This is a genomic window from Desertihabitans brevis, from assembly GCF_003327535.1.
GTDB lineage: Bacteria > Actinomycetota > Actinomycetes > Propionibacteriales > Propionibacteriaceae > Desertihabitans > Desertihabitans brevis.
The window spans coordinates 417671-439031 of sequence record NZ_QOUI01000001.1 but is presented as its reverse complement, the minus strand read 5'-3'; the positions used below and the strand labels follow the sequence as shown (position 1 = coordinate 439031).

The following is a 21361-nucleotide window of genomic DNA, read 5'->3' as shown; positions in this document are numbered from 1 at the left end:
CGCCGTCGGGGCGACCACGGTGGAGCCATGGACACGAACCAGACCCCGACCCCCGCTCCCGCTCCCAAGGTGGTGCTCGTCACCGGGGCCAGCAGCGGCATCGGCGAGGCCGTCGCCGCCGGGCTCGCCGGACGCGGGCACCACGTGGTCGCCGGCGCCCGCCGCACCGACCGCCTCGACGCCCTGGCCGACCGGGTCGCCGAGCCGGCCGCCAGGGCCGGCGGCAGCCTGCACACCGCCCGCCTCGACGTCACCGACCGCGAGGACGTGGCCTCCTTCGTCGCCGACGCCCGCGCCCGCCACGGGCGGGTCGACGTCTTCGTCAACAACGCCGGCGTGATGCCGTTGTCCCGGCTGGACGCGCTGCTGGTCCCGGAGTGGGACCAGATGATCGACGTCAACGTGCGCGGGCTGCTGCACGGGATCGCCGCGGTGCTGCCGGTCTTCACCGAGCAGGGCGGCGGGCACCTGCTCACCGTGGCCAGTGTCGGCGCCCACGAGGTGGTGCCCACGAGCGCGGTCTACTCGGCCACCAAGCACGCCGCGTGGGCGATCACCGAGGGGCTCCGCCAGGAGTCCGACCCGAGCCTGCGGGTGACCACCATCTGCCCCGGCGTGGTGACCTCGGAGCTGGCCGGCACGATCACCGACCCGACGGCCGCCGAGGCGATGCGCACCTACCGGACCCACGCCATCGAGCCGGGCGCCATCGAGGCCGCCATCGCCTACGCGATGGACCAGCCCGACGACGTCGACGTCAACGAGATCATCGTCCGCCCCACCCGTCAGCGCTGATCGCGCGATCCGCCCCGGACGCACCGCGGGCCGCCCCCGACGCGAGGTCGGGGACGGCCCGCGGGTCGTCTCAGCGGGTGCGGGTGCGTCGGCTGAAGTCGGCCGCGCTGTGGCCGCCGGCGTGCGCCGCCGGGCTGGCCCCGTCACGGCCGCCGCCGGAGCGGGGACGCCGACGGCGACGCGAGCCGCCCTGCGCCGAGCCACCCTGGGCGGAGGTGCCGCCGGAGCGTCCCGCCGGGGTGGGGCCGGAGGTGCCGCGCTCCCCCGCGGGCCGGCTTCCGCCACCGCGGCGCGACCGACCGCCACCCGAGCGGCGTCCGGACGGCTGCTGAGGCTGCTCCTCGGGGGTGGGCAGCACCAGCCCGCCGGGCACCAGGGACCGCTCCCCCGGCGCCAGCTCCTGCAGGATCGGGTGCGTCGGACCGGGCACCTTCGTGGTGGTCGGGCGGATCTTCGCCGCGCGGGTGAGCGCGCGGACGTCGGCGACCTGGGCGTCGGTCATCAGGGTGACGACCACGCCCTCCGCGCCCGCCCGGGCGGTGCGCCCCGAGCGGTGCAGGTAGGCCTTGTGCTCGGCCGGCGGGTCGGCGTGCACCACCAGCGCGACGTCGTCGACGTGGATGCCGCGGGCGGCGATGTCGGTGGCCACCAGCGTCTGGGCCCGTCCGGAGTGGAAGGCGTCCATGTTGCGGGTGCGGGCGTTCTGGCTGAGGTTGCCGTGCAGCTCGACCGCGGGCACGCCGTTGCGGTTGAGCTGGCGGGCCAGCGCCTTGGCGCCGTGCTTGGTGCGGGCGAAGACGACGGTGCGTCCGGGGGCGCTGGCGAGGTCGGTGAGCACCGGCAGCCGCTGCTCGCGCGGCAGGTGCAGCACGTGGTGGCTGATCGCCGGCGCCGCGGTGGCCGGGCCGTCGGTGGAGTGGGTCACCGGATCGGTGAGGAACCGCTTGACCAGCACGTCGACGCCGCCGTCGAGGGTGGCGGAGAAGAGCAGCCGCTGCGCGTCGCGCGGGGTCTGGTCGAGCAGCCGGCGGACCGCCGGCAGGAACCCGAGGTCGGCCATGTGGTCGGCCTCGTCGAGGACGGTGATCTCCGCCTCGGCCAGGCTGCAGGCGCGCTGGGAGATGAGGTCCTCCAGCCGGCCGGGGCAGGCGAGCACGACGTCGACGCCGTTGCGCAGGCCGGTGACCTGCGGGTTCTGCCCGACGCCGCCGAAGACGGTCAGCGTGCGCAGCCCGGCCACGTCGGCCAGCGGCTGCAGGGCGGCCTGGATCTGGCCGACCAGCTCGCGGGTGGGAGCGAGCACGAGGGCCCGGGGCGCCTTCGGCTTGCGGCGCGTGCCGGAGGCCATCAGCCGAGCCACCAGCGGCAACAGGAAGGCGTAGGTCTTGCCCGACCCGGTGGGACCGCGGCCCAGGACGTCGCGTCCGGCCAGCGAGTCGGCCAGCGTGGCGGCCTGGATCGGGGTGGGGGTGGTGATGCCGCGGCCGGCCAGGACGGCGTCCAGGGACGCGGGCAGGCCGAGGCGGGTGAAGGCAGTGGTCACAGGTTTCGCATTCTGCGTCCCGCCAGACGGTACGAACGACACCGCACGGTTCGCGCGGGAGTGAAGCTCTGGGAGCGGAGGAGCAGGGAGCTCGACGTCACCGGACGTCCGGGGCGAGACTGGCCGGACGACCGCAGACCAGTCTAGCCGCTCCTCCCGCCGACCGTGCGTGACCACGCCGACGACCGGTCGCGGGGTTCCCGCTTCGCCCCTGCAGACCTCGCCGTTCCGTCCCCAGCTCCTTGTAGAGGATGCGGTCGCGGGCGTCACCGCGTTCCAGACCGGTCTCGTACAGGACGCCGAGGTGCGTGTCGTCGACCATCACCAGGTCGGAGTACCCGGACCGGTCGGAGGTCACCTCGGCCCGTCGCTCACAGCTGCGGCCGCCGTCGGTGGAGACGAAGACCGACAGGCACTTGCGGGCGCGCGGGTGGGTGGGCGCGGCGTAGAGCAGCGTGTTGCCGGCCGCCCGGTAGAGGGGGTTCGACGTGCGGGCCATCGCCCGTGGGACGGGGATCCCCCAGATCCGGCCGTTGAACACGCAGCCACGCCACAGGTCGGGGCTCAGGTTCGCCAGCGCGGGGTACTCCGCCACCGCGTCGCCTGACAACAGCTCGGTCAGGTCGTGGAACTTGGCCTCCATCAGCCGGGGCAGCTGGGCGACGTCGGTCGGCACGTAGACGACGTCGGGCAGGTCGCCGCCGGCCACGGTGGTGTCGAACTTTGTCGGCATAGCTGTCGGAGGTCGGTGACAGCTGCAGCTCCGAGCCCACCCGTGCGTTCATCTCCTGCCAGGACGCGTTCTGCTCCAGCCCCGGCGGGATGGCGGTGGGGATGCTGCTCATGAACGAGATCGGCTGGCCGTCCCCCGGCGGGCCGTCACTGATCCGGGTCGGGTCGGCCGGGTAGCGCAGGAACCCGTCGAGCAGGATGTCGTCGCCGGGCAGGTCGGGCTGGACCGAGCCGAGCCTCGTGCAGGGTCGGGAGCTCGACCTGCTCGTTCAGCTGCTGCTGCTGACCGGCGTCCTGCTCCTGCTGGCAACCACTCGTCAGACCGCTGACGGCGGCCAGCCCGAGCGCGCCGGCGGTGAGGGCGGATCTGCGGCTCAGGCGGAAGCTCACGGGGATCTCCTTCGATCCGGCGTCGTTGCCGTCACTCCCGCACCCTGACATAGTACGTCCCATGTCAGCAGACATCCCATGTCCGCGATCCTCTGGAGCGACCGCGGCGCCGAGCGAGGAGTCGTCCCGATGAGCCAAGAACCGGTCCGCGGAGTCGTGGTCCCCGTCATCACCCCGCTCGACCCGGATGGTGAGGTCGACGAGGCGTCGATGGCCAGCCAGGTGGAGCGCCTGGTCGACGCCGGCGTCCACGGCGTCTTCGTGCTCGGCACCACCGGGGAGTTCCCGTTCCTCACCGACGCCCAACGGGCGCTCGCCGTCCGGGCAGCCCTGGGTGCGGCCGCCGGCCGGATCCCGGTCCTGGTCGGCGTGGCCGACACCGCGACCCCCCGGGTGCTCGACCACGTGGCGGCGGTCGCCGACCTCCCCATCGCCGGTGTGGTGGTGACCGCGCCGTTCTACGCCGCGACCTCCTCACCGGAGATCCGTCAGCACTTCCGCCTGATCCACCGTGAGGTGCCGCGGCTGGCCGTCTACGCCTACGAGAACCCGCCGCGGGTCAACGGCGCTTCGCTCAGCACCGCCGACGTGATGGCCCTCGCCGAGGAGGGGGCTATCGTCGGGTTGAAGGACTCCTCCGGATCCGACGCGCGGTTGCGGCAGCACGTGCTCGAGCGTCGGCGCCGCAGCCTGGACGACTTCGTCATCCTGACCGGATCGGAGCTCACCGTGGACTGTGCGCTGCTGATCGGCGTCGACGGGGTGGTGCCCGGGCTGGGCAACGTCGACCCCGCCGGCTTCGTCCGGCTCTACGACGCCGCGCGGGCCGGCGACCTCCTCGCCGCGCGGGCCGAGCAGGAGCGCCTGTTCGAGCTCTTCGACATCGTCACGATCGGCACCGAGCAGCCGATGGGTGGCAGCTCCCGGGCGCTGGGCGCCTTCAAGGCGGCCGTTCAGGCCCTGGGCGGGATCGCGCACCGGTGCACCGCCGCACCCGCCGTCCAGCTGGGCGATGCCGACGTCGCCTCGGTCGTCGCGGTCCTCCGGCGGGCCGGGCTGGAACCGTCGCCCCATGCCGCTCCGACGGCCGTCACCGACCCAGCCGGGCTGCTGGCGGCGCGATGAGCACGACCCAGAGCACCTCGCGGTCGAGCGCGGCGAGCAACCAGCGTCGCATCCAGGACCGGATCAAGCAGTACGTGCTCGACCACGGGCTCGCCGCCGGTGACCCGATGCCCACCGAGCCCGTGCTGATGGAGGTGCTCGGGGTCTCCCGCAACGCCCTGCGGGAGGCGATGAAGGCGCTGCAGGCCCTCGGCTTCATCGACATCCGCCACGGTTTCGGCACCTATGTCGGCCAGCCGGGTCTGGACCCGCTCCGCGAGAGCCTCACCTTCCGGATGACCCGCTCCCTCGAGGGTGACCTGGCCGAGGTGCGCAACCTGCTCGACGTCCGGCAGGCCCTGGAGGTCGGGTTCGCCGAGGAGGTCGTCGGCTACTACCGCGACCACCCGACCGACGAGCTCGACCGCCTGGTCAGCGTGATGGAGGCTGTCGGCGCGGTCGGCGGCGACTTCCTGCGGGCGGACCTCGACTTCCACCTCGCCCTCTACGCACCCCTGGACAACCCGCTCAGCACCGACCTCCTCACGGTGTTCTGGCGCGCGTTCCACGAGGTGAACCCGCGACTCCCCCAGCCCGACTACTCCCAGAGCGAGAGTGCCCACTGGCACCGCATGCTGCTCGACGCGCTGGTCGCCGGCGACCCGATGCTGTACATGCAGCGCATGCGCAATCACTTCTCCGGCATCCGCGCCCGGCTCCCGGCAGATCCCCGCGCCGACGGTGCATCCGCAGGCTGACGGCGGCGGGCGGCCGGGAGCGGGCGGGGCTCACCCGAGCCGTTCGGCCGGCATCCCGAGGGCGCTCTGCTCGAAGCTGGTGAAGCGGATCTCGTCGCGGAACCGGACCTCGCCGGCCTCGTGGAGCACCCCGATCCCGCGGCGGGTGCTGACCATGTCGGAGTACCCGGCGTGGTCGGGGTCGATCTCGACGCCGACGGGATCCTCCGACCCGTCCCAGGCCTGCCATGTCCGCCCGTCGGCGTAGGAGCTGCGGACGAACCTCCCCTTCGCGTGGTTGTCGATCTTCGGTCTCGCCGGCCCGGCCAGCAGCGGGCTGAAGCCCTGACGCTCGTAGCGGTGCCGCAGGAGCGGACGTGGATCGAGGGTGCCTGGGCGGTGGAGCGGGTGAAGGCGAACGGTGCCTCCACGTCGTCGTCGGCGAAGCCGTCGCCGTCGGCGTCCTCGGGGTCGGTACCGACGAAGGACAGCTCGCCGTCGACACTGACCGCCTGCACCAGGTCGGACACCGAGGTCTCGGGGTCGTCGTAGGGGCCCGAGCGGGCCACCATCGTGACGTGGCCGTCGTCGTCCTCGGCGATCGTCGGTTCGACCAGCGGGATGTCCTGCAGCTGGTACTTCACCGATGCGCCGCTGCGCCAGGTGGTGCCGTGGTCGTCGCTGTAGACGATGCGCGCGCCCTGGATGTCGTTCTCGGTCTTGTAGGTCACGGGCACGAGCGGACGGCCGGCGTGCGGCCCACGGGTCAGCTCGATCCCGTGGCCGGGACCCGTCGCGTACCAGTCCTCGGGCCCGGTCGGCGGTTTGACCTCCTCCGACAGGTCCCGCGGGGCCGACCACGTGCGCCCGTCGTCGGTGCTCACCTGCACCTGCGGGGTGCGGGGTCGGATCGTGCTCGCGGTGGGCTGGGAGGGGTCGTGAACAGGAAGACCGGTCCGGTGGAGTCCGCGACGACGGTCGCGTTGCCGACGCTGCGCGCCCCCTCGGCGTTCCGGAGCACCACCTCGGAGTCGCTCCAGCTCCGCCCGCCGTCGACCGAGCGCCGCACGCCACGTCGAAGACGCCCGAGTCCGCGCAGCTGAGGTTGCGGCGCTCGGCGAAGGCGAGCAACGTGCCCTCGCTCGTGCTGGTGACCGCCGGGAGCCGGAAGCAGGTGTCGTCGTCGGGAACACCCTGGGTGCTGACCCACAACGGCTCGGTGCGGAACTCCCCGGTCGGTGGTCCCGCTGTCTCGGCCCGGGCCGTCGGAGGGTCGCCGAGGGCGTGCCCGACGGCCAGGACGACCAGGGAGAGGAGGACCGCGGCGCTGCGGGGGATGCGTGATCTCATGCTTCTTCCATCTGTGTGGGGTGGTCGAGCCCACGCGGGCAGCGCGCGGACCCGTCTGGCGCCTGCAAGGGCAGCGGCACCCGTCCGGGGCCGTGGCCGGTGTCGGAGGTCCCAGCGATCGCCTCGCCTCCGTTGGCGAGGGGCCGGAAGGTCGACAGGACAGGACCGGGACGCGACGGCGTGCCGCAGCTGCGGGGTGGTGGATCGGGCGTTACCGGTGGGACGGGTCCTCAGCCGGCGTCACCCTCAAGCGGTGGCGCTGACATAGGACGTCCCATGTCTGCAGGGATGTGCGTGGGATCACCCTGCAGCAGGCCCCAGCCGCGCGCTCAGCCGACGGGAGCGGTGCCGACCACCGACAGCAGCTGCAGCCGCTCGGCGCTCTCGCTGCCCGGGACGGCGGTGTAGACCAGCAGCAGGTGCGACTGCTCCGGGTCGACCAGGGTCTGGCAGGTGAGCTCCAGCAGCCCGACCTCGGGGTGGACGAAGCGTTTGACCTCCTGGGGGCGCACCCCGACCTCGTGGAGGTCCCACAGCCGGCGGAACTCCTCGCTCTCGGCCAGGAGCCGCTCGGCGTACCAGGCTGCCCGGGACCGCGGCCCGCGGTGGGTCACCCGCTCCCGCAGCCCGGCGGCGTAGACCCGGGAGAGGTGGTCGTGGTCCTGCGGCGCGTAGCGCGCCCGGGTCGCCGGGTCGGTGAACCAGCGGTAGCCGAGGCTGCGGTCCGGCCCGGTGCGCAGGGCGGCGTCGCCGGTGAGGGCGGCGGCCAGCGGGGTCTGGCGCAGCGTCTCGCCGAGCTCGGTGACGATCTCGGCCGGGGTGTCGGTCAGCCGGTCGAGGATGCGCTGCAGCCCGGGGCTGATGTGCTCGCTGTCCGCGCCGCGGGCCGGCGGGTGCTGCCCGGCCAGCCGGAACAGGTGGTCGCGCTCGGCCAGCGAGAGGTGCAGGCCCTGGGCGATCGCGGCCAGCATCTGCTCCGAGGGCTGCGGCCCGCGCTCCTGCTCGATCCGGGCGTAGTAGTCGGTCGACATGTGGCACAGCACCGCGACCTCCTCCCGGCGCAGCCCGGTGGTGCGCCGGCGCAGCCCGCGGGGCAGGCCGACGTCCTCTGGTTGCAGGGACTCCCGCCGTCGGCGCAGGAACGCGGCCAGGCCGCTCCGGTCCATCACGTGGCACCTCCTTCCCCCCGTTCCTACCGGACGGCGGGCCCGCGAACCACGGATCGTCACTCCCCCTCTCCGCCGGACGCCCGACGCCGCGGCCCTCCTGGCCGGCAGGACGCGGAGCGGGGACCCGCGGACCAGCAGTCCCTGGATGCCTCCCCGCCGGGGCGGCAGCGTGGACCACGTCCCTGGGCGCCCGTCACCGGACGGACGTCCCGAACGAAGGAGTCCCCATGTCCCGCACCCCGCTCGACCTCACCGTCCCCGACCTGTCCGGCCGCCGCGCCGTCGTCACCGGCGCCAGCGACGGCGTCGGACTCGTCCTCGCCACCCGGCTGGCCGCCGCCGGTGCCGAGGTGGTGATGCCCGTGCGCAACCGGCGCAAGGGCGAGGCCGCCGTCACCCGCATCCGCGAGCAGCAGCCCGACGCGCGGCTGGTGCTGCGCGAGCTCGACCTGTCCTCCCTCGCCTCGGTCGCCGCGCTGACCCGCGCGATGGTGGCCGAGGGTGAGCCCGTGCACGTGCTCATCAACAACGCGGGCGTGATGACCCCGCCGGAGCGGCAGACCACCGTGGACGGCCACGAGCTGCAGCTGGGCACCAACCACCTCGGCCACGTCGCGCTCACCACCGGCCTGCTGCCGCTGCTGCGCGCGGGCCGGGCCCACGTCACCACCCAGATCAGCGTGGCGGCCCGCTCGAACGGCATCCACTGGGAGGACCTGGACTGGGAGCGCTCCTACTCCGGCTTCCGCGCCTACAGCTCCTCCAAGATCGCGGTCGGGATGTTCGGCCTGGAGCTGGCCCGCCGCAGCGAGGCCAGCGACTGGGGCATCACCAGCAACCTCTCCCACCCCGGCGTCGCGCCGACCGGGCTGCTGTCGGCCCGGCCCGAGGTCGGTCGTCCGCGCGACACCCCGCAGGTGCGTCTGATCCGGCTGCTGTCCCGTCTGGGCGTCGCCGGCACCCCGCAGACGGCGGCCCAGCCGGCCCTCTACGCGGCCACCTCCCCGCAGGCCCGCTCCGGAGCCCTCTACGGTCCGAGCCGGTTCGGCGGGGTCAGCGGTCCGCCGACCGAGCAGGCGCTCTACCCCACGCTGACCGACGTCGGCGAGGCCCGCCGGGTCTGGGAGACCTCGGCGGACCTCGTCGCGCGGGCGGGCGTCAGGACGTCATGACCCGGGTGTGCAGCGCCTGCACGGCGTAGCGCGCGGCCCAGAACGCGCCGTGCTGCCAGGCCGAGATCTCCGACATCCAGTCCCCGGCGAAGTAGACCTGCCCCTCCCCCTGCTGCAGCTTCTTGAAGCCGGCGGAGGTGGTGTTGGGGAAGGCCCAGGCGCCCTCGATGTAGGGCACCTTGTGCCAGGCGATGGAGAAGGAGGTGTCGAGCTCGGTGCGGTACTTCGTGCCGTGGATCTTGACCCCCTGCTCGACCGCCCGGCGGGCCCGCGCGGACGGGCTGAGGTCGCCGTAGGCGCGGGCGTTGGTGCCGGTGTTGTAGTAGCCGACGATGAGCCCCTTGCGCTCGCCGTAGCCGTAGGAGGGGTACCAGACGTGGGCCAGGTCCATGTCGGTCTCGGTGATGCCGCCGTAGATGCGGTGGTCGTCCTCCCACCAGCGCGAGCGGTACTGCAGGCCGATCTTGCCCGCCGGGGAGCCGGTGGCGAACTCGCCGAGGGCGGCGTCCACGGTGCTGCCCCAGTTGGTGTCCCACGTCCGCATCAGCCCGGCCGGGGCGGTGACGACGGCGAAGTCGGCCTCGATCCGGCGCTCCTTGCCCTTGCTGGTGTACGTGACCCGGACGCCGTCGGCGGTGTTCTGCACCCCGGTGACCGGGGAGCTGAGCTGGACGTTCTCCTTGCCGATGGCCTTGACGAAGTACTGGTAGGTGACGTCCATGCCGCCCTTGGGCTGGAACATCAGCATCGACTGCTCCCAGTTGATCTCGAAGGGGAAGTACGAGCCCACCTTCGAGGCCAGCACCTCCGACAGCGAGCCCGGCCCGGCCAGCGGGGTGCCGTGCTCGTTCCAGGCCGAGGGGTAGACCTCGTAGCCGCGGTTGGCGCCACCGGTGTAGGTGCCCTGCGGGGTGAGGGAGCCCCAGCTGCGCAGGAAGGCGCGCAGGTTCTCCTTGTCGGCGGCGGTGAGCTTCTGGTCCAGCGCGCCGGAGTCGGTGGCGTAGGTGAGCAGCTCGGAGGTGTAGCCGAAGACGTCGGCCTTGGCGGTGCGGTAGCGGACCGGGTTGCCGGGGGTGGCGCCGGTGCGCTCGTTGTAGATGTAGGCGTCGGCGTTGGCGTTGGTGAACACCTCGAACGGGACGCCCAGCTCGCGCAGGTAGTCCATCGTCACCATCCACTGCGCGATCCGGCCGGCGCCGGCGTTGAGGTAGATGCCGTCGTCGAAGCGGGCGACCTGGCGCACGCCGTCGGTGTCGGTCTCGGCGTCGCCGCCGCGGATGGTGAGGGTGCGCCCGCCGACCCGGTGCCGGGCCTCGAGGACGGTGACGGCGTAGCCGGCCTTGCGCAGCTCGTAGGCGGTGGCCAGACCGGCCGGGCCGGCGCCGACCACGACGACCTTCTTCGCCTTGCGCCCGGTGGTGCTGAGGTCGCCCTTGCGCGGGGGCGTCCAGGACTCGTTGCGCGGCTGCGCGGCCGCGGTGGGGGCCAGACCGAGGGCGCCCATCGCAGCGAACATCACCCCCGCGCTGGTGGTGGCGCCGACCGCCTGCAGCAGCTGGCGGCGGGAGACGGCGGGGATCAGCTCATCGGTGCTCATGGGGACCTTTCCGGGGCGGGCCTGGCGGTCGACGTCCCGGGCGTCCGTGCCGGGTCGCCGCCAGTGCTGGCCCGGACGCTAGGGAGGCCCTGTGTCGATCAGCGTCCGCGGTGTTCCGGCTGGGTCACCGTTCGGCGGTCCCGGTAACCGTCGTGTGACGCCGCCGGGACGCGCCTGCTCGAGCGCCGTGGACGGACCCGGGATCGTCACCTGGCGTCACGGCCGCGAAACGCGGCGTGGCTAGCGTCCCGGGCACCCGGACGCCTCTTGCGTCCGGCTCCCTCGCCCGGACGCCACGGCGGCGTCCGCGACCCGCCTGGAGGCACCCATGAAGACCCCCACCAAGATCGCCCTCGCCGTCGCGCTCACCGCGGCCGTGGCCGTCCCCGCCACCGCCGCCGCCGACGGCCGGCTGTTCAAGCCGCGCCCCACCGAGGCGCACTCCTTCGTCACCGGAGACACCCCCTCGATCGCCGACGGGGTCGCGATCGGGCGGATGACCGACTGGTACAAGTCGTCCGGGCTGGGGCCGCGGGCGATGAACACCACCGCCGGGGCGAGCGCCGAGGAGCGCTACATCCCGACCGACGTCTTCCCCGGCGGCGAGCTGCCCGCCGGCGTCACCCTCACCGAGGCCCAGGGCATCAACGTGCTGATGCGGATCGGGGAGAACCTCGAGCGGGCCGGGCTGGACTACGACGACGTCATCTCGATGCGGGTGTTCCTGCAGAACCCCGACGGTGAGGAGGCGATGGACTTCGCCGGCTGGAACCGGGCCTACCGCCAGTTCTTCGCAAACACCAACCTCTCCACCGGCAAGACGATGGACGTGCAGCTGGGCACGAAGACGGTCAAGCCGATGGTGGTCAACGAGGCCCGGCCGTCGCGGTTCGCCCTCGAGATCGAGAACCTGCCGGTGGACGGGTGGCTGGTCGAGGTCGAGGTGGACGCGGTCTACCCGCGCTGACCCCCGCCCCGACCAACACGGTCGCACGAGCAGCTGCGACGGGGCCGGCCCCCGTGCAGGGCCGGCCCGTCGTCGCTCACTCCTCGGAGTAGTCGTGGGCCACCCACGAGGTGGGGCGGATGACGAAGGCCACCAGCCCTTCCCGCATCGGGTACGGCTCACCGGTGTAGGCCTTGGAGATCTGGTCGACGACCTCTAGACCGCGCTCGCCCTCGAGGCGCTCGACCACCTCGCCGCGGACGCTCGCGTGGCTCAGCGGGTTGCCCGGCACGGTGACCGACAGCGCCACCCGCGGGTCGCGGGCGATGTTGCGGTCCTTGACCGAGCCCTCCTCGGTGAAGATCACCAGGTCGCTCTCGCCGTGGCGGTCGACCCACAGCGGCACCGTGCGCGGGCCGCCGTCCTTGCCGATGGTGGCCAGGTGCGCCACGGCGTCGGTGGTGAAGTACCCCGCCGCCTCGGACCAGTCCGTCATCGTCCTCTCCTCCTGCTCGTCGGTACCACCCGCCTGAGGCGACGGGTCCTGCAGCGACGAACCGCCGCGCCGGGCGGGTTCTTCCCCGGGCTGCGCGACCCGGACCACGGGGCGGGTTCACCGTGGCGCGCGGGCACCGGGGGCCACGAGGCGGGGAACACCGGTGGTGGAGACGAGGACGGCCGCGGCGGCGAAGGGGATGGCGCCCAGCGCGAGCCCGGCCGCGCCGGTGCCACCGACGAGGTGGACGGCCTCGTGCGTGAGGACGAGCTGTGATCCGGTCTGGAACGCGGTGTGGAAGCCGATGGGCATCCACACCGACCCGGTGGTCGCGCGGAGGTAGCCCAGACCGATCCCCATCGCGAGGAAGAGGGAGAGGTCGGCGGGGTGCCAGGTCTGCCGGAGGACCCCGGCGAACACCGTGAACAGCACGGCCTGGGCGATGATGACCCACCAGCCCCGGGTGACCGCGGCCACCGTGGTGGTGACGTGGCCGCGGAAGACCGCTTCCTCCGGGAGCGCCTCGGTGAGCAGCACCGCAAGGAGCAGCAACGGCACGGTCCGGGCGAGCTCGGCGGCGGGGACGGTGACGGTCAATGGCGTGCCGAGGAGCGCGAGGACGACGAACGTCGCGGCGGCGGGGACGACCCAGACGAGGGCGCCCCAGACGGCGAGCCGCCAGCCCGCCCGGATGCTCGTCAGCCCGGCATCGCCCAGGGGCTTCCCCTCCCTGCGGGTCGCCACCAGGACCGCGGCGAGGGCGACGGCACTGATCACGACACCGGCGACGATCCTGGTCGCCAGCGTTCTCGGGTCGGAGGGGCCCTGCGGGGCGGGCAGCAGCCCCGCCAGGATCGTGAGGGCAGCTCCGAGAGGCAGCACGGTGAGGGCGATCCGCCCCGCGACGGAGGCGAACCGGTGGGACGGCGGTCGGGACGAGGTGGTCATGTGCTGCTCCCCCGGTACCGGTGGGCGAGTGCGTGGTAGGCGCGTTTGGGCGTCCAGGTGCCGTCGGCATGGGCGGAGACGACGCCGTAGCTGGCGAGGTCGAGGTCTCGTCCGGGCTGGTCGGAGGTGGTGAGGGCCGGCTCGCTGAAGCCCCAGACGAAGGTCCCGTCCACCTCGCAGCGGTCGAAGGTGTCGAGGAGCTCGGTGAGGTAGTCGGCCTGCTCCTGCTCGTCGCGGCGCAGGTGCCGGGGCACGGTCGGCTCGCCGCGCCCGCGGAGCACCCCGGCCGCCGTGGAGGCGCGGGCCGCGGCGCCCCGGTAGGTGCAGGAGCCGAACTCGAAGACGTACACGGGTCGGCCGTGCCGGTGCGCGTGCTGCACCAGGGCCCGGGTGTCGTCCTCGAACCGCCAGGCGTTGCGTGCGTCCCGGTAGCGGTCGGCGCCGACGACGTCGAAGACGGACCAGTCGGGGCGCTCCCAGTCACCCGCGCCGTAGGAGACGGGCCCGGCGAAGCGCTCCCGGGCGTCGCCGACGAGGTCGCCGAGCAGGCGCCGGAGCCGCCGGTTCGCGATCGGCAGCAACGGCGACGTCACCGCCATCAGCATCGCCCTGGTCCAGAAGGTGGGCCCGGGGAGCAGGCCCGGCGTCGACAGCGTGAGCTCGCAGCCCACCACCAGCCCGGCCGCGGCGCCCGCCGCGCGGAGCCCCTCGGCGGTCGTGGCGGCAGCCTGCACCGCCTCGCGCAGCTCCTCGACAGGTCGGTCGAACGGGCGCGGCTGGAGCCAGACCTCCAACCCCTCCTCCGCCGCGATGCCGGCGGCCACGCGGAGCCGTCCGGGATCGCTGGCCATGACCAGCACGGCGTCGCAGCCGAGCTCTCGCCGGATGGCCCGGAGGTCGCGGCGGGCACCCTGCTCGGTGAAGCGCGGGTTGCTGTCGAAGACCGTCTCGTAGAGCACACCGGCGTCGTAGCCGATGCCTCGTAGCGGCTCAGTCATCCTGGGCCCGCAGTGCCCTGAGCAGGTACGGCACCACCTGCGCCCGCAGCTCGCCCAGGTCGGCGCCGGGGTGGCGTTGGACCAGGGTGATCGCGTGGTCCAGCACGCTCTCCGTCAGGCCCGTCGCGACCTCGATCGGCATCGACCGGAAGGTGCCCTCGTCCATCCCGGCACGCAGGATGCTGCGCAGCAGGGCGGTGTCCGCGTCGTCGGCGACGAGGTAGAGGGGCGTCCCCTCGGCGGTGCGGTGCGACACCGCGATCTCCACCGCCGCGGCGACCGCCTGACGGTGGACGTCGACGTGCGCGAGGTAGGCATCGGCGTACGCCTGCAGCCGCGCGGCGGGCTCCGAGACCCCGTCGACCGCTGCCACCACCTGCTCGTCGAGCGCGGCGAAGACCGTCTCGACGAGCTCGAGCAGCAGCGCCTCCTTCGCGGAGAAGTAGTAGACCACCGCGCTCTTGGCGATCCGGGCGCGCTTGGCGATCTCGGCCAGCGAGGCGCGGTGGTAGCCGAGCTCGTTCACGGTGGCGACCGCCGCGTCGATCAGCTGCTGACGACGAGCCGTCTCGATGAAGGTCCGCGAGTTCGCGGAGCCGGGCACCGATCCCTCGAATCTAGAACGCATGGACTGATATTAGAACGCTCGGTCTGATCGCGGTAGACCCTTCTCCACGGCCGGCGCCGCCTCGGACCAGTCGCCCCTCCTCTTCTCCTCCCGTCGTCTGCTGCCCATCGGAACGGGCCCTCGCCTGGGCGAACCGTCCGTCCGGTTCTTCCCCGACGGTCGGGACGCCCGACCCTGGTGACCCGGGAACGGCCGCGGCGACGCTGCCGGCATGACCTCAGCCACGCTCCCCTCGCCCGCCGCGTCCTCCGCCGCACCGTCGTCCCGGCCCGCCGTCCTCGCCGGCTCGGTCGGCATCGTCGCCTTCGTCGCCGGCCAGGCGCTGTTCCCCGTCCTCGGACCCGACGTCGAGAGCGCCTTCGCCGCGATGCTCGCGCTCCGCGAGCAGCTCCTCCTCTCCCGGCTGCTGACCGCGGCCGGGGCCTTCCTGCTGGTCGCGAGCGTGCCCCCGCTGCTCGCGCTCGCCCCGGTGCGTGGCCGTCGGCTGCTGCTGGTCGGGCTGGCGCTGCTCGCCACCGGCACCTTCTTCAACGCGGTCAGCCACACCGTCCAGGGCTACGCCGCGTGGGCCACCACCGCGCCGGGGGTCGACGCGGCCGCCGCGATGCCGGCGCTGCTGCACCTCGACGCCGGACTGGCCGGGCTGCCGGTGTCGTACTGGTCGGTGCCGGTCTTCGGCCTCGGTGTCGTGCTCACCGGCGTCGCACTGCTGGTGGCCCGCACGGTGCCGCTCTGGATGCCGGTGCTCCTGCTCCTCGGCGCCGTGCTCGCCTTCGCCACCGCCGGCCTGGGACCGGTGGTCGCGCTCACCCAGGCCCCGCTGGCCGTCGCCCTCGTCGCGCTGCTCCTCACCTCCGGGCGCCGGAGCGGCCGGTCGGGCCTTGTGGTCGCTCCGTCCAGCGTCCACGCTCAGGGGTGATGGGCACCGCCGCAGACCGGGGAGGCCACGCCGTCGGGGCGTCGGTCCTCGCCGGCGCGTGCGCGGCGGCTGCCCTGGGTGCGCTCGTCCTCGGGCCGCCGTCTCCGCGTTCCGCGCCCTCGACTCCCACCTCGCCGAGGACGCCGCGAACGCGGTGGCCTGGTCGGTGGTTGGCGGCGTGCTGGCCCGCCGGGCGCCCGGGGCCGGCATCCTCCCGCTGGTGCTGCTCGTGGCCGCCGTCTCCGCCTCCGCCGCGGTGGGCACCGGCTGGGAGCTGACCGGGGCGCCCGGGGCGCAGGTCGGCGCCTGGTGGAGCGGCTGGACGTGGCTGGTCGGGGTGGTGCTGCCGCTGACCCTGGTGCTGCTGCGGGCCAGCCGCGACGGGCCGCTCACGCGCGTCGAACGGGTGGTCACCGTGGTCGTGCTGGCCGGGTTGGCGGTCGCCTGCACCGGGATCGCCCTCGGCTGGGCGCCGCCCACGGCGCCGCTCCCGACAGAGCAGGTGGTCACCGGCCCGGCCGCCCTCGCCCCGGTCCTCGTCCCGACCGGGATGGTCGGCCTCGCGGTGGCCGCGGTGGCCTCGGTGACGGTGCTCGCCGTCCGGCTGCGACGGGCCGAGCCGTCCCGGCGGCGCCAGCTGGCGCCGGTGCTCGTCGGCGCCGCGGTCACCCTGCTCGGGCTGGTCCTCGGCGCTCTGGTGCCCGCGGTCGCCCCGCTGGTGCAGGTCGTCACCACGCCGGCCCTGCCGCTGTCGGTCGGCCTGGCGGTGCTGGGGTTCCGGCTCTACGACGCCGAGGGCGTGCTGAGGCGTTCGGTCGTCCTCGCCGGCTCGCTGACGCTGCTCATCGGCGGCTACGCCGTCGCGGTGGCCGGGCTCACCGCGGTGGTGGGTGGGCGGGCCGGCGCCGGGGTGGCGGTCGTCCTGGCGGTCGCGCTCGCACTGGCCTTCCTGCCGTTGCTGTCCGGGCTGCAGCGGGTGGTCTCCCGCGCGCTGTACGGCGACCGGGACGTCCCGCAGCGCGCCCTCCGTGCGTTGTCGGCCGGGCTCGAGGGGGCCGCCGACCCCGCCACCGCGGTCCGCGGCGCGGTCGAGGCGCTGCTGCCGGCGCTGCGCGTGCCGTGGGCGGCGGTGGTGGTCGACGGCGCCACCGTCGTCGAGGCCGGGGTCCGTGGCCCCGGAGCACCGGCCGCGCAGGAGGTGCCGCTGGTGCACCTCGGCCACCGCGAGGGCGCGCTGCTCGTCGCCGCCCGCTCCGCGGTCGACCCGCTCGGCCCCCGCGACCTGGACCTGCTCACCGACCTGGCCCGCCCGGTCGCGGCCGTGCTCGCCTCGGCCCGGCTGCTGGCCGATCTCCGCCGCTCGCACCGGGCCCTGCTGCTCGCCCGGGAGGAGGAGCGGAGGCGGGTGCGCCGCGACCTCCACGACGACGTCGGGCCGCTGCTGTCGGCGATCCTCACCCAGGCCGACGTGGCGGTGCTGGCCCTCGACCGCACCCCGGAGGCCACCCGCGACCGGCTGCTGCGGCTGCACGCGGTGGGACGTCAGGCGCTGGCCTCGCTGCGTCGGGTGACCCAGGACCTCGGGCCGCTGGCCGTGGACGACCTCGGCCTCGGTGGCGCGCTGCAGGAGGTGGCGGCCGACCTCTCCGGCGACACCCTGCGGGTGGTCGTGGAGGCCGACCCCGACCTCGAGCTGCCGGCGGCCACCGAGCTCGCCGCCTACCGGATCGCGGCCGAGGCGATGGGCAACGCCGCCCGCCACGCCGGCGCGACCGAGGTCCGGGTGGGCGTGCGCGGGGAGGACCGGACGCTGCGGGTCACCGTGGTCGACGACGGGCACGGCTTCGACCCCGCGGCCGCGGCCCCAGGTGTCGGGCTGGTCTCGATGCGCGAGCGGGCCACCGACCTCGGCGGCGTGCTCGAGGTCACCAGCGGAGCCACCGGTACCCGCGTGGAGGCCGCGCTCCCCCTGCCCGAGGTGGTGCTGACGTGAGGGTGCTGCTCTGCGACGACCACCCGGTGTTCCGTGACGGGCTCCGGCTGCTGCTGGAGGAGCTGGGGGTCGAGACGGTCGCCGAGGCCGGCACCGGGGAGGAGGCGCTGGAGGCGGTGGCCCGGACCGCGCCCGACGTCGTCGTGATGGACCTGCACCTGCCCGGCATGGGTGGCCTGGAGGCGATCCGGGTGCTGTCGCGGCGGCACCCGCAGGTGCGGGTGCTCGCCCTCACCATGCTGGAGGAGGACGCCACCGTCCTGGCCGCGCTGCGCGCCGGCGCCTCGGGCTACCTGCTCAAGGGGGCGGGGCACGCCGAGATCCGGCTCGCCCTCGACGCGGTGGTCGGCGGCAGCCTGGTGGTGGGCGCGCCCGTCGTCGACCGCGTGCGGGCGAGCCTGGGGGCCGGTGCGGCCCCGGTGCTGCCGCAGCTGACCGGGCGTGAGCGGGAGGTGCTGGAGCTGATGAGCCGGGGACGCTCCAACGAGCACATCGCGGAGGTGCTGGTGCTGTCGGTCAAGACCGTCCGCAACCTGGTGTCGAACATCCTGGCCAAGCTCGGGGCGGCCAGCCGCGCGCAGGCGGTCGCGATCGCCCGCGACGCGGGTCTCGGACGGCCGCCCGGCTGAGACCCCACGCAGCGGCGTCCCGCCGGAGCCGCGCTCAGCCCAGCTCTGCCAGCCGGGCACCCAGGTAGGCGGTCTCGGCGCTGTTGCCGGCCAGCTCGAGGGCCCGGCGGTAGGCCGCCCGCGCCGGCCCGGTCCGGCCGAGCCGGCGGAGCAGGTCGGCGCGCGTGGCGTGGTAGGCGTGGTAGCCGTCGAGGGCGTCCCCGAGCCGGTCGACGACCGGCAGCGCCGCCCCGGCACCGTCCACCTCGGCGAGGGCGACCGCGCGGTTGAGGGCGACCACCGGGGACGGGTCGAGCCGGACCAGCTGGTCGTAGAGGGCGAGCACCTGCGACCAGTCCGTGCTCGCGGCGTCCGGGGCGGAGGTGTGCACGGCGTTGATCGCGGCCAGCAGCTGGTAGCGGCCCGGGGCGACCCCGCTGGCCAGCCGTTCGCGGACCAGCCGGTGGCCCTCGGCGACCAGGGCGGCGTCCCAGCGTCCGCGGTCCTGCTCGGCCAGGACCACCAGCCGGCCGTCGGCGGCCACCCGGGCCGGGCGGCGGGCCTCGGTGAGGAGCATCAGCGCCAGCAGGCCGGCCACCTCGCCGTCCTCGGGCAGCAGGGCCCGCAGCAGGCGGGTCAGGCGGATCGCCTCGCCGGTGAGTGCGGGACGCACCGGGTCGGTGTCCGGGCCGGTGGCCAGGTAGCCCTCGTTGAAGACGAGGTAGAGGACGGCGAGCACCCCGGAGACGCGCGCGGGCAGGTCGTCGGCTGAGGGCACCCGGTACGGAATCCCCGCCCCTCTGATCTTCGCCTTGGCCCGGGTGATCCGCCGGGCCGTCGCGCTCTCGGTGAGCAGGAAGGCCCGGGCGATCTCGGCGACGGTCAGCCCGCCGAGCATCCGCAGCGTCAGCGCCACCCGGGTCTCTCTCGCCAGCGCCGGGTGGCAGCAGGTGAAGACCAGCCGGAGCCGGTCGTCCTCGACCGCCCCGACGGGCTCGGCGGCGTCCTGGGAGCACATCGGGGCCTCCCTGTGCTTCTCCTCGCGCCGCTGCTCACGGCGGATCCGGTCGATCGCCTTGCGGGTGGCGGTGGTGGTCAGCCAGGCGCCGGGGCGGTCCGGGACGCCGTCGGCCGGCCAGCGCTCGACGGCGGTCGCGAAGGCCTCGGCCGCGGCCTCCTCGGCGACGTCGAGGTCGCCGAAGCGCCGGGTGAGGGCGGCGACCACCCGCGCCCACTCCTCGTGGTGGGCGCGGGCGACGGCCGCCCTCGGGTCGCTCCCGCTCACAGGAAGGGCCGCACCTCGATGCGGCGCCGGCAGGCCCGGGACGCCTCGGCGGCGAGCCCCAGGGCGCCGTCGAGGTCGGGCGCCTCGATGACCCAGAAGCCGCCGAGGTGCTCCTTGGACTCCAGGAACGGCCCGTCGGTGACCACCGTCTCCTCCCCGCGGCGGTCCACCACCGTGGCGGTGCCGGGGGCGTCGAGCCCGCCGGCGAAGACCCAGTAGCCGCCGGCGCGCAGCCGTTCGTCGAAGGCGTCGATCGCGGCCGCCTCGGAGGAGGTGGCCGAACCGGCCGGGTCCGCGCGGAGACCGCCGGGCAGGAACTCCTCGACCACGGTCATCAGGTACTGCACGAGGCCATCCTCTCCCGCTGCGGGGCGCCCGGCGAGAGCCCGTTCACGCGGCGTAGCGGGGACGGCCCGCCGGCCGGTACACGTGCAGGGTGATGCCGTTGGAGACCGGACCGGCCTCCACCAGCTCGAGGGCGGCGTCCGGGCCGTCGGCGGGGAACAGCCGGGTGCCCTGGCCCACCACCACGGGGTAGGTCAGCAGGACCATCTCGTCGACCAGCTGGTGCTCGAGCAGCCAGCGCAGCAGCGTGCCGCTGCCGTGCACCTGCAGCTCGCCACCGGGGCGTGCGCGCAGCTCTGCCACCGCGGCGGCGAGGTCGCCCGACAGCACCGTGGTGCCCGCCCACGACGGCTCGGGGAGGGTGCGGGAGACGACGTACTTGGGTCGCTCGTTGAGGGCCCGCCCGATGGGGCTGGCGGCCATCTCCGGCACCACGCCCCACGAGGTGGCGAAGATGTCGTAGGTGCGTCGGCCGAAGAGGAACGCCTCGGCCCGCTGGTAGATCCCGCCGAGGAGCTCCTCGGCCCGGGCGTCGAACAGCGGCAGCGCCCAGCCCCCGCGCCGGAACCCGTCCCGGCGGTCCTCCTCGGGCCCGCCGAGGCCCTGCATCACCCCGTCGACCGAGATGTTGGTGATCGTCGTCAGCTTCATGGTGGTCGTCCTCCCGGGGCCCGGGCCCCTCGGTAGCCACCCCCGTCGGGCGGCCGCTCACCCTGTCGACGAACGGCCTCGCCCGGATCGGACACCCGATGTCACGACGGAGGGGATCCCGGTGGTGGAGACCAGGACGGCCGCGACGGTGAAGGGGACGGCCCCCAGGGCGAGCACCGCCGCGCCCGAGCCGCCGACGAGATGGAGGGCCTCGTGGGTGAGGACGAGCTGTGATCCGGTCTGGAAGGCGGTGTGGAAGCCGATCGGCATCCACACCGACCCGGTGGCGGAACGCAGGTAGCCCAGCACGACCCCCATCGCCAGGAAGAGCGAGAGATCCACCGGGTTCCAGCTCTGCCGCAGGAGCGCTGCGAACACCGTGAACGACCCCGCCTGGACGATCGTCCCCCACCAGCCCTGCAGGACCGCACCCAGCGCGGTGGTGACGTAGCCCCGGAAGACCGCCTCCTCCGGGAGCGCCTCGGTGAGCAGCACGGCGAGGAGCAGCAGCAGCACGGTCCGGAGGAGCTCGCCGCCGGGGACGGTGACGGTCAAGGGCATGCCGAGGAGCGCGAGGACGACGAACGTGGCGGCGGCGGGGACGGCCCAGGTGAGCGCGCCCCAGACGGCGAGCCGCCAGCCGGTCCGGAGGCTCGTCAGGCCGGCGTCCCGCACCGGGCTGCCGTCCACCCGGGTGATCGCCAGCAGGACCGTGGTGAGGGCGACGGCACTGATCACGACACCGGCGGCGATCCTGGTGATGAGCGTGATCGGGTCGGAGGGATCTTGCGGAGCGGGAAGCAGCACCGTCATGGTCGTCAGGGCTGCACCGAGCGGGAGCACGACGAGGGCGACCCTTCCCGCGACGGGGACGAGCCGGTGCGGCGGGGCGGGTGAGGAGGTCGTCACGCGTCGCCACCCCGGACCGCTGGGCGAGCGCGTGGAAGGCGCGTTT

Annotated in this window: 22 protein-coding genes and 1 pseudogene; 8 read left to right on the top strand and 15 right to left on the bottom strand. The window is 74.3% G+C overall.

Translation table 11 applies throughout. The features are described 5' to 3' along the window. The first annotated feature begins 27 nt into the window (after positions 1-27). Positions 28-795 (top strand): SDR family oxidoreductase, encoded by a 768-nt coding sequence (locus DT076_RS01975; RefSeq protein ID WP_114124944.1) that lies wholly within the window; start codon positions 28-30, stop codon positions 793-795. Between the two features lie 70 nt (positions 796-865). Here the strand turns inward: DT076_RS01975 and DT076_RS01970 are convergent, their stop codons facing one another. From DT076_RS01970 to DT076_RS19140, 3 genes are all read right to left on the bottom strand, one after another. Then, positions 866-2338 carry a DEAD/DEAH box helicase gene (locus tag DT076_RS01970; protein WP_114124943.1) on the bottom strand — a complete coding sequence of 491 codons (1473 nt, stop codon included), beginning with the start codon at positions 2336-2338 and terminating at the stop codon, positions 866-868. Between the two features lie 97 nt (positions 2339-2435). After that, complete coding sequence (locus tag DT076_RS01965) at positions 2436-3071, bottom strand: sialidase family protein (protein WP_114124942.1); 636 nt, start codon at positions 3069-3071, stop codon at positions 2436-2438. 146 nt (positions 3072-3217) lie between these two features. Next, positions 3218-3460, bottom strand: coding sequence for a hypothetical protein (locus DT076_RS19140; protein ID WP_147264032.1), 243 nt, complete (start codon positions 3458-3460; stop codon positions 3218-3220). Between the two features lie 129 nt (positions 3461-3589). On the opposite strand from DT076_RS19140, the gene DT076_RS01955 reads away from it, so the two are divergent. Both DT076_RS01955 and DT076_RS01950 read left to right on the top strand, forming a co-directional pair. After that, a complete protein-coding gene (locus tag DT076_RS01955; RefSeq protein WP_114124940.1) occupies positions 3590-4585 on the top strand; it encodes a dihydrodipicolinate synthase family protein in 996 nt (331 codons plus the stop codon). Beyond that, positions 4582-5322 carry a FadR/GntR family transcriptional regulator gene (locus DT076_RS01950; protein ID WP_114124939.1) on the top strand — a complete coding sequence of 247 codons (741 nt, stop codon included), beginning with the start codon at positions 4582-4584 and terminating at the stop codon, positions 5320-5322. Before DT076_RS01955 ends, DT076_RS01950 begins: the two co-directional genes overlap by 4 nt. 30 nt (positions 5323-5352) lie before the next feature. Here DT076_RS01950 and DT076_RS20205 read toward each other — a convergent pair whose 3' ends face one another. The 3 genes and pseudogenes from DT076_RS20205 to DT076_RS01940 all read right to left on the bottom strand — a co-directional run bounded on the left by DT076_RS20205 (position 5353) and on the right by DT076_RS01940 (position 7817). Next, on the bottom strand, positions 5353-5478 hold the full coding sequence (locus DT076_RS20205; protein WP_267896792.1) for a hypothetical protein: 126 nt from the start codon (positions 5476-5478) through the stop codon (positions 5353-5355). 377 nt (positions 5479-5855) lie between these two features. Then, positions 5856-6185, bottom strand: a pseudogene (locus DT076_RS20405) (exo-alpha-sialidase); the annotation flags it as partial. A 795-nt stretch (positions 6186-6980) separates the two neighbouring features. Then, positions 6981-7817 (bottom strand): helix-turn-helix transcriptional regulator, encoded by an 837-nt coding sequence (locus tag DT076_RS01940; protein WP_199538922.1) that lies wholly within the window; start codon positions 7815-7817, stop codon positions 6981-6983. A gap of 230 nt (positions 7818-8047) precedes the next feature. Here DT076_RS01940 and DT076_RS01935 point away from each other — a divergent pair, with 230 nt between their 5' ends. Next, entirely contained in the window at positions 8048-8992 is a 945-nt protein-coding gene (locus tag DT076_RS01935) for an SDR family oxidoreductase (RefSeq protein ID WP_114124936.1), read from the top strand. Here DT076_RS01935 and DT076_RS01930 read toward each other — a convergent pair. Next, positions 8979-10589: a flavin monoamine oxidase family protein gene (locus DT076_RS01930; RefSeq protein WP_114124935.1), complete on the bottom strand. Its 1611-nt coding sequence runs from the start codon at positions 10587-10589 to the stop codon at positions 8979-8981. The two genes, DT076_RS01935 and DT076_RS01930, sit on opposite strands and share 14 nt — an antisense overlap. 328 nt (positions 10590-10917) lie before the next feature. Between DT076_RS01930 and DT076_RS01925 the strand changes: the two genes are divergently transcribed. Continuing rightward, the gene (locus DT076_RS01925) at positions 10918-11556 is read left to right on the top strand and encodes a Rid family hydrolase (protein WP_114124934.1); all 639 of its coding nucleotides are present in this window, start codon (positions 10918-10920) and stop codon (positions 11554-11556) included. Between the two features lie 76 nt (positions 11557-11632). Here DT076_RS01925 and DT076_RS01920 read toward each other — a convergent pair whose 3' ends face one another. The 4 genes from DT076_RS01920 to DT076_RS01905 form a co-directional block, all read right to left on the bottom strand. Further along, on the bottom strand, positions 11633-12031 hold the full coding sequence (locus tag DT076_RS01920; protein WP_114124933.1) for a pyridoxamine 5'-phosphate oxidase family protein: 399 nt from the start codon (positions 12029-12031) through the stop codon (positions 11633-11635). A gap of 117 nt (positions 12032-12148) precedes the next feature. Further along, a complete protein-coding gene (locus DT076_RS01915; RefSeq protein WP_114124932.1) occupies positions 12149-12979 on the bottom strand; it encodes a CPBP family intramembrane glutamic endopeptidase in 831 nt (276 codons plus the stop codon). Beyond that, positions 12976-13977, bottom strand: coding sequence for a hypothetical protein (locus DT076_RS01910; RefSeq protein ID WP_147264031.1), 1002 nt, complete (start codon positions 13975-13977; stop codon positions 12976-12978). Before DT076_RS01910 ends, DT076_RS01915 begins: the two co-directional genes overlap by 4 nt. Beyond that, entirely contained in the window at positions 13970-14605 is a 636-nt protein-coding gene (locus DT076_RS01905) for a TetR/AcrR family transcriptional regulator (protein WP_114124930.1), read from the bottom strand. Before DT076_RS01905 ends, DT076_RS01910 begins: the two co-directional genes overlap by 8 nt. Before the next feature lie 211 nt (positions 14606-14816). Here DT076_RS01905 and DT076_RS01900 point away from each other — a divergent pair, with 211 nt between their 5' ends. From DT076_RS01900 to DT076_RS01890, 3 genes are read left to right on the top strand one after another with little or no spacing between them, the layout of a single operon-like run. Beyond that, positions 14817-15524 (top strand): hypothetical protein, encoded by a 708-nt coding sequence (locus tag DT076_RS01900; protein ID WP_114124929.1) that lies wholly within the window; start codon positions 14817-14819, stop codon positions 15522-15524. Positions 15525-15582: 58 nt separating this feature from the next. Beyond that, entirely contained in the window at positions 15583-17517 is a 1935-nt protein-coding gene (locus DT076_RS01895) for a sensor histidine kinase (protein ID WP_147264030.1), read from the top strand. Further along, positions 17514-18146: a response regulator transcription factor gene (locus DT076_RS01890; protein WP_114124927.1), complete on the top strand. Its 633-nt coding sequence runs from the start codon at positions 17514-17516 to the stop codon at positions 18144-18146. The genes DT076_RS01895 and DT076_RS01890 overlap by 4 nt, the downstream gene beginning before the upstream one ends. A 34-nt stretch (positions 18147-18180) precedes the next feature. On the opposite strand, the gene DT076_RS01885 is transcribed toward DT076_RS01890, so the two are convergent. Genes DT076_RS01885 through DT076_RS01870 form a run of 4 tightly spaced genes read right to left on the bottom strand, consistent with a single transcriptional unit; the run spans position 18181 to position 21315 of the window. After that, positions 18181-19410 carry an RNA polymerase sigma factor gene (locus DT076_RS01885; RefSeq protein ID WP_114124926.1) on the bottom strand — a complete coding sequence of 410 codons (1230 nt, stop codon included), beginning with the start codon at positions 19408-19410 and terminating at the stop codon, positions 18181-18183. Beyond that, a complete protein-coding gene (locus tag DT076_RS01880; RefSeq protein WP_233493564.1) occupies positions 19407-19757 on the bottom strand; it encodes a YciI family protein in 351 nt (116 codons plus the stop codon). Before DT076_RS01880 ends, DT076_RS01885 begins: the two co-directional genes overlap by 4 nt. Positions 19758-19800: 43 nt before the next feature. Beyond that, entirely contained in the window at positions 19801-20406 is a 606-nt protein-coding gene (locus DT076_RS01875) for a dihydrofolate reductase family protein (protein ID WP_114124925.1), read from the bottom strand. A 57-nt stretch (positions 20407-20463) separates the two neighbouring features. After that, complete coding sequence (locus DT076_RS01870; protein ID WP_158548014.1) at positions 20464-21315, bottom strand: CPBP family intramembrane glutamic endopeptidase; 852 nt, start codon at positions 21313-21315, stop codon at positions 20464-20466. Between the last annotated feature and the right edge of the window lie 46 nt (positions 21316-21361).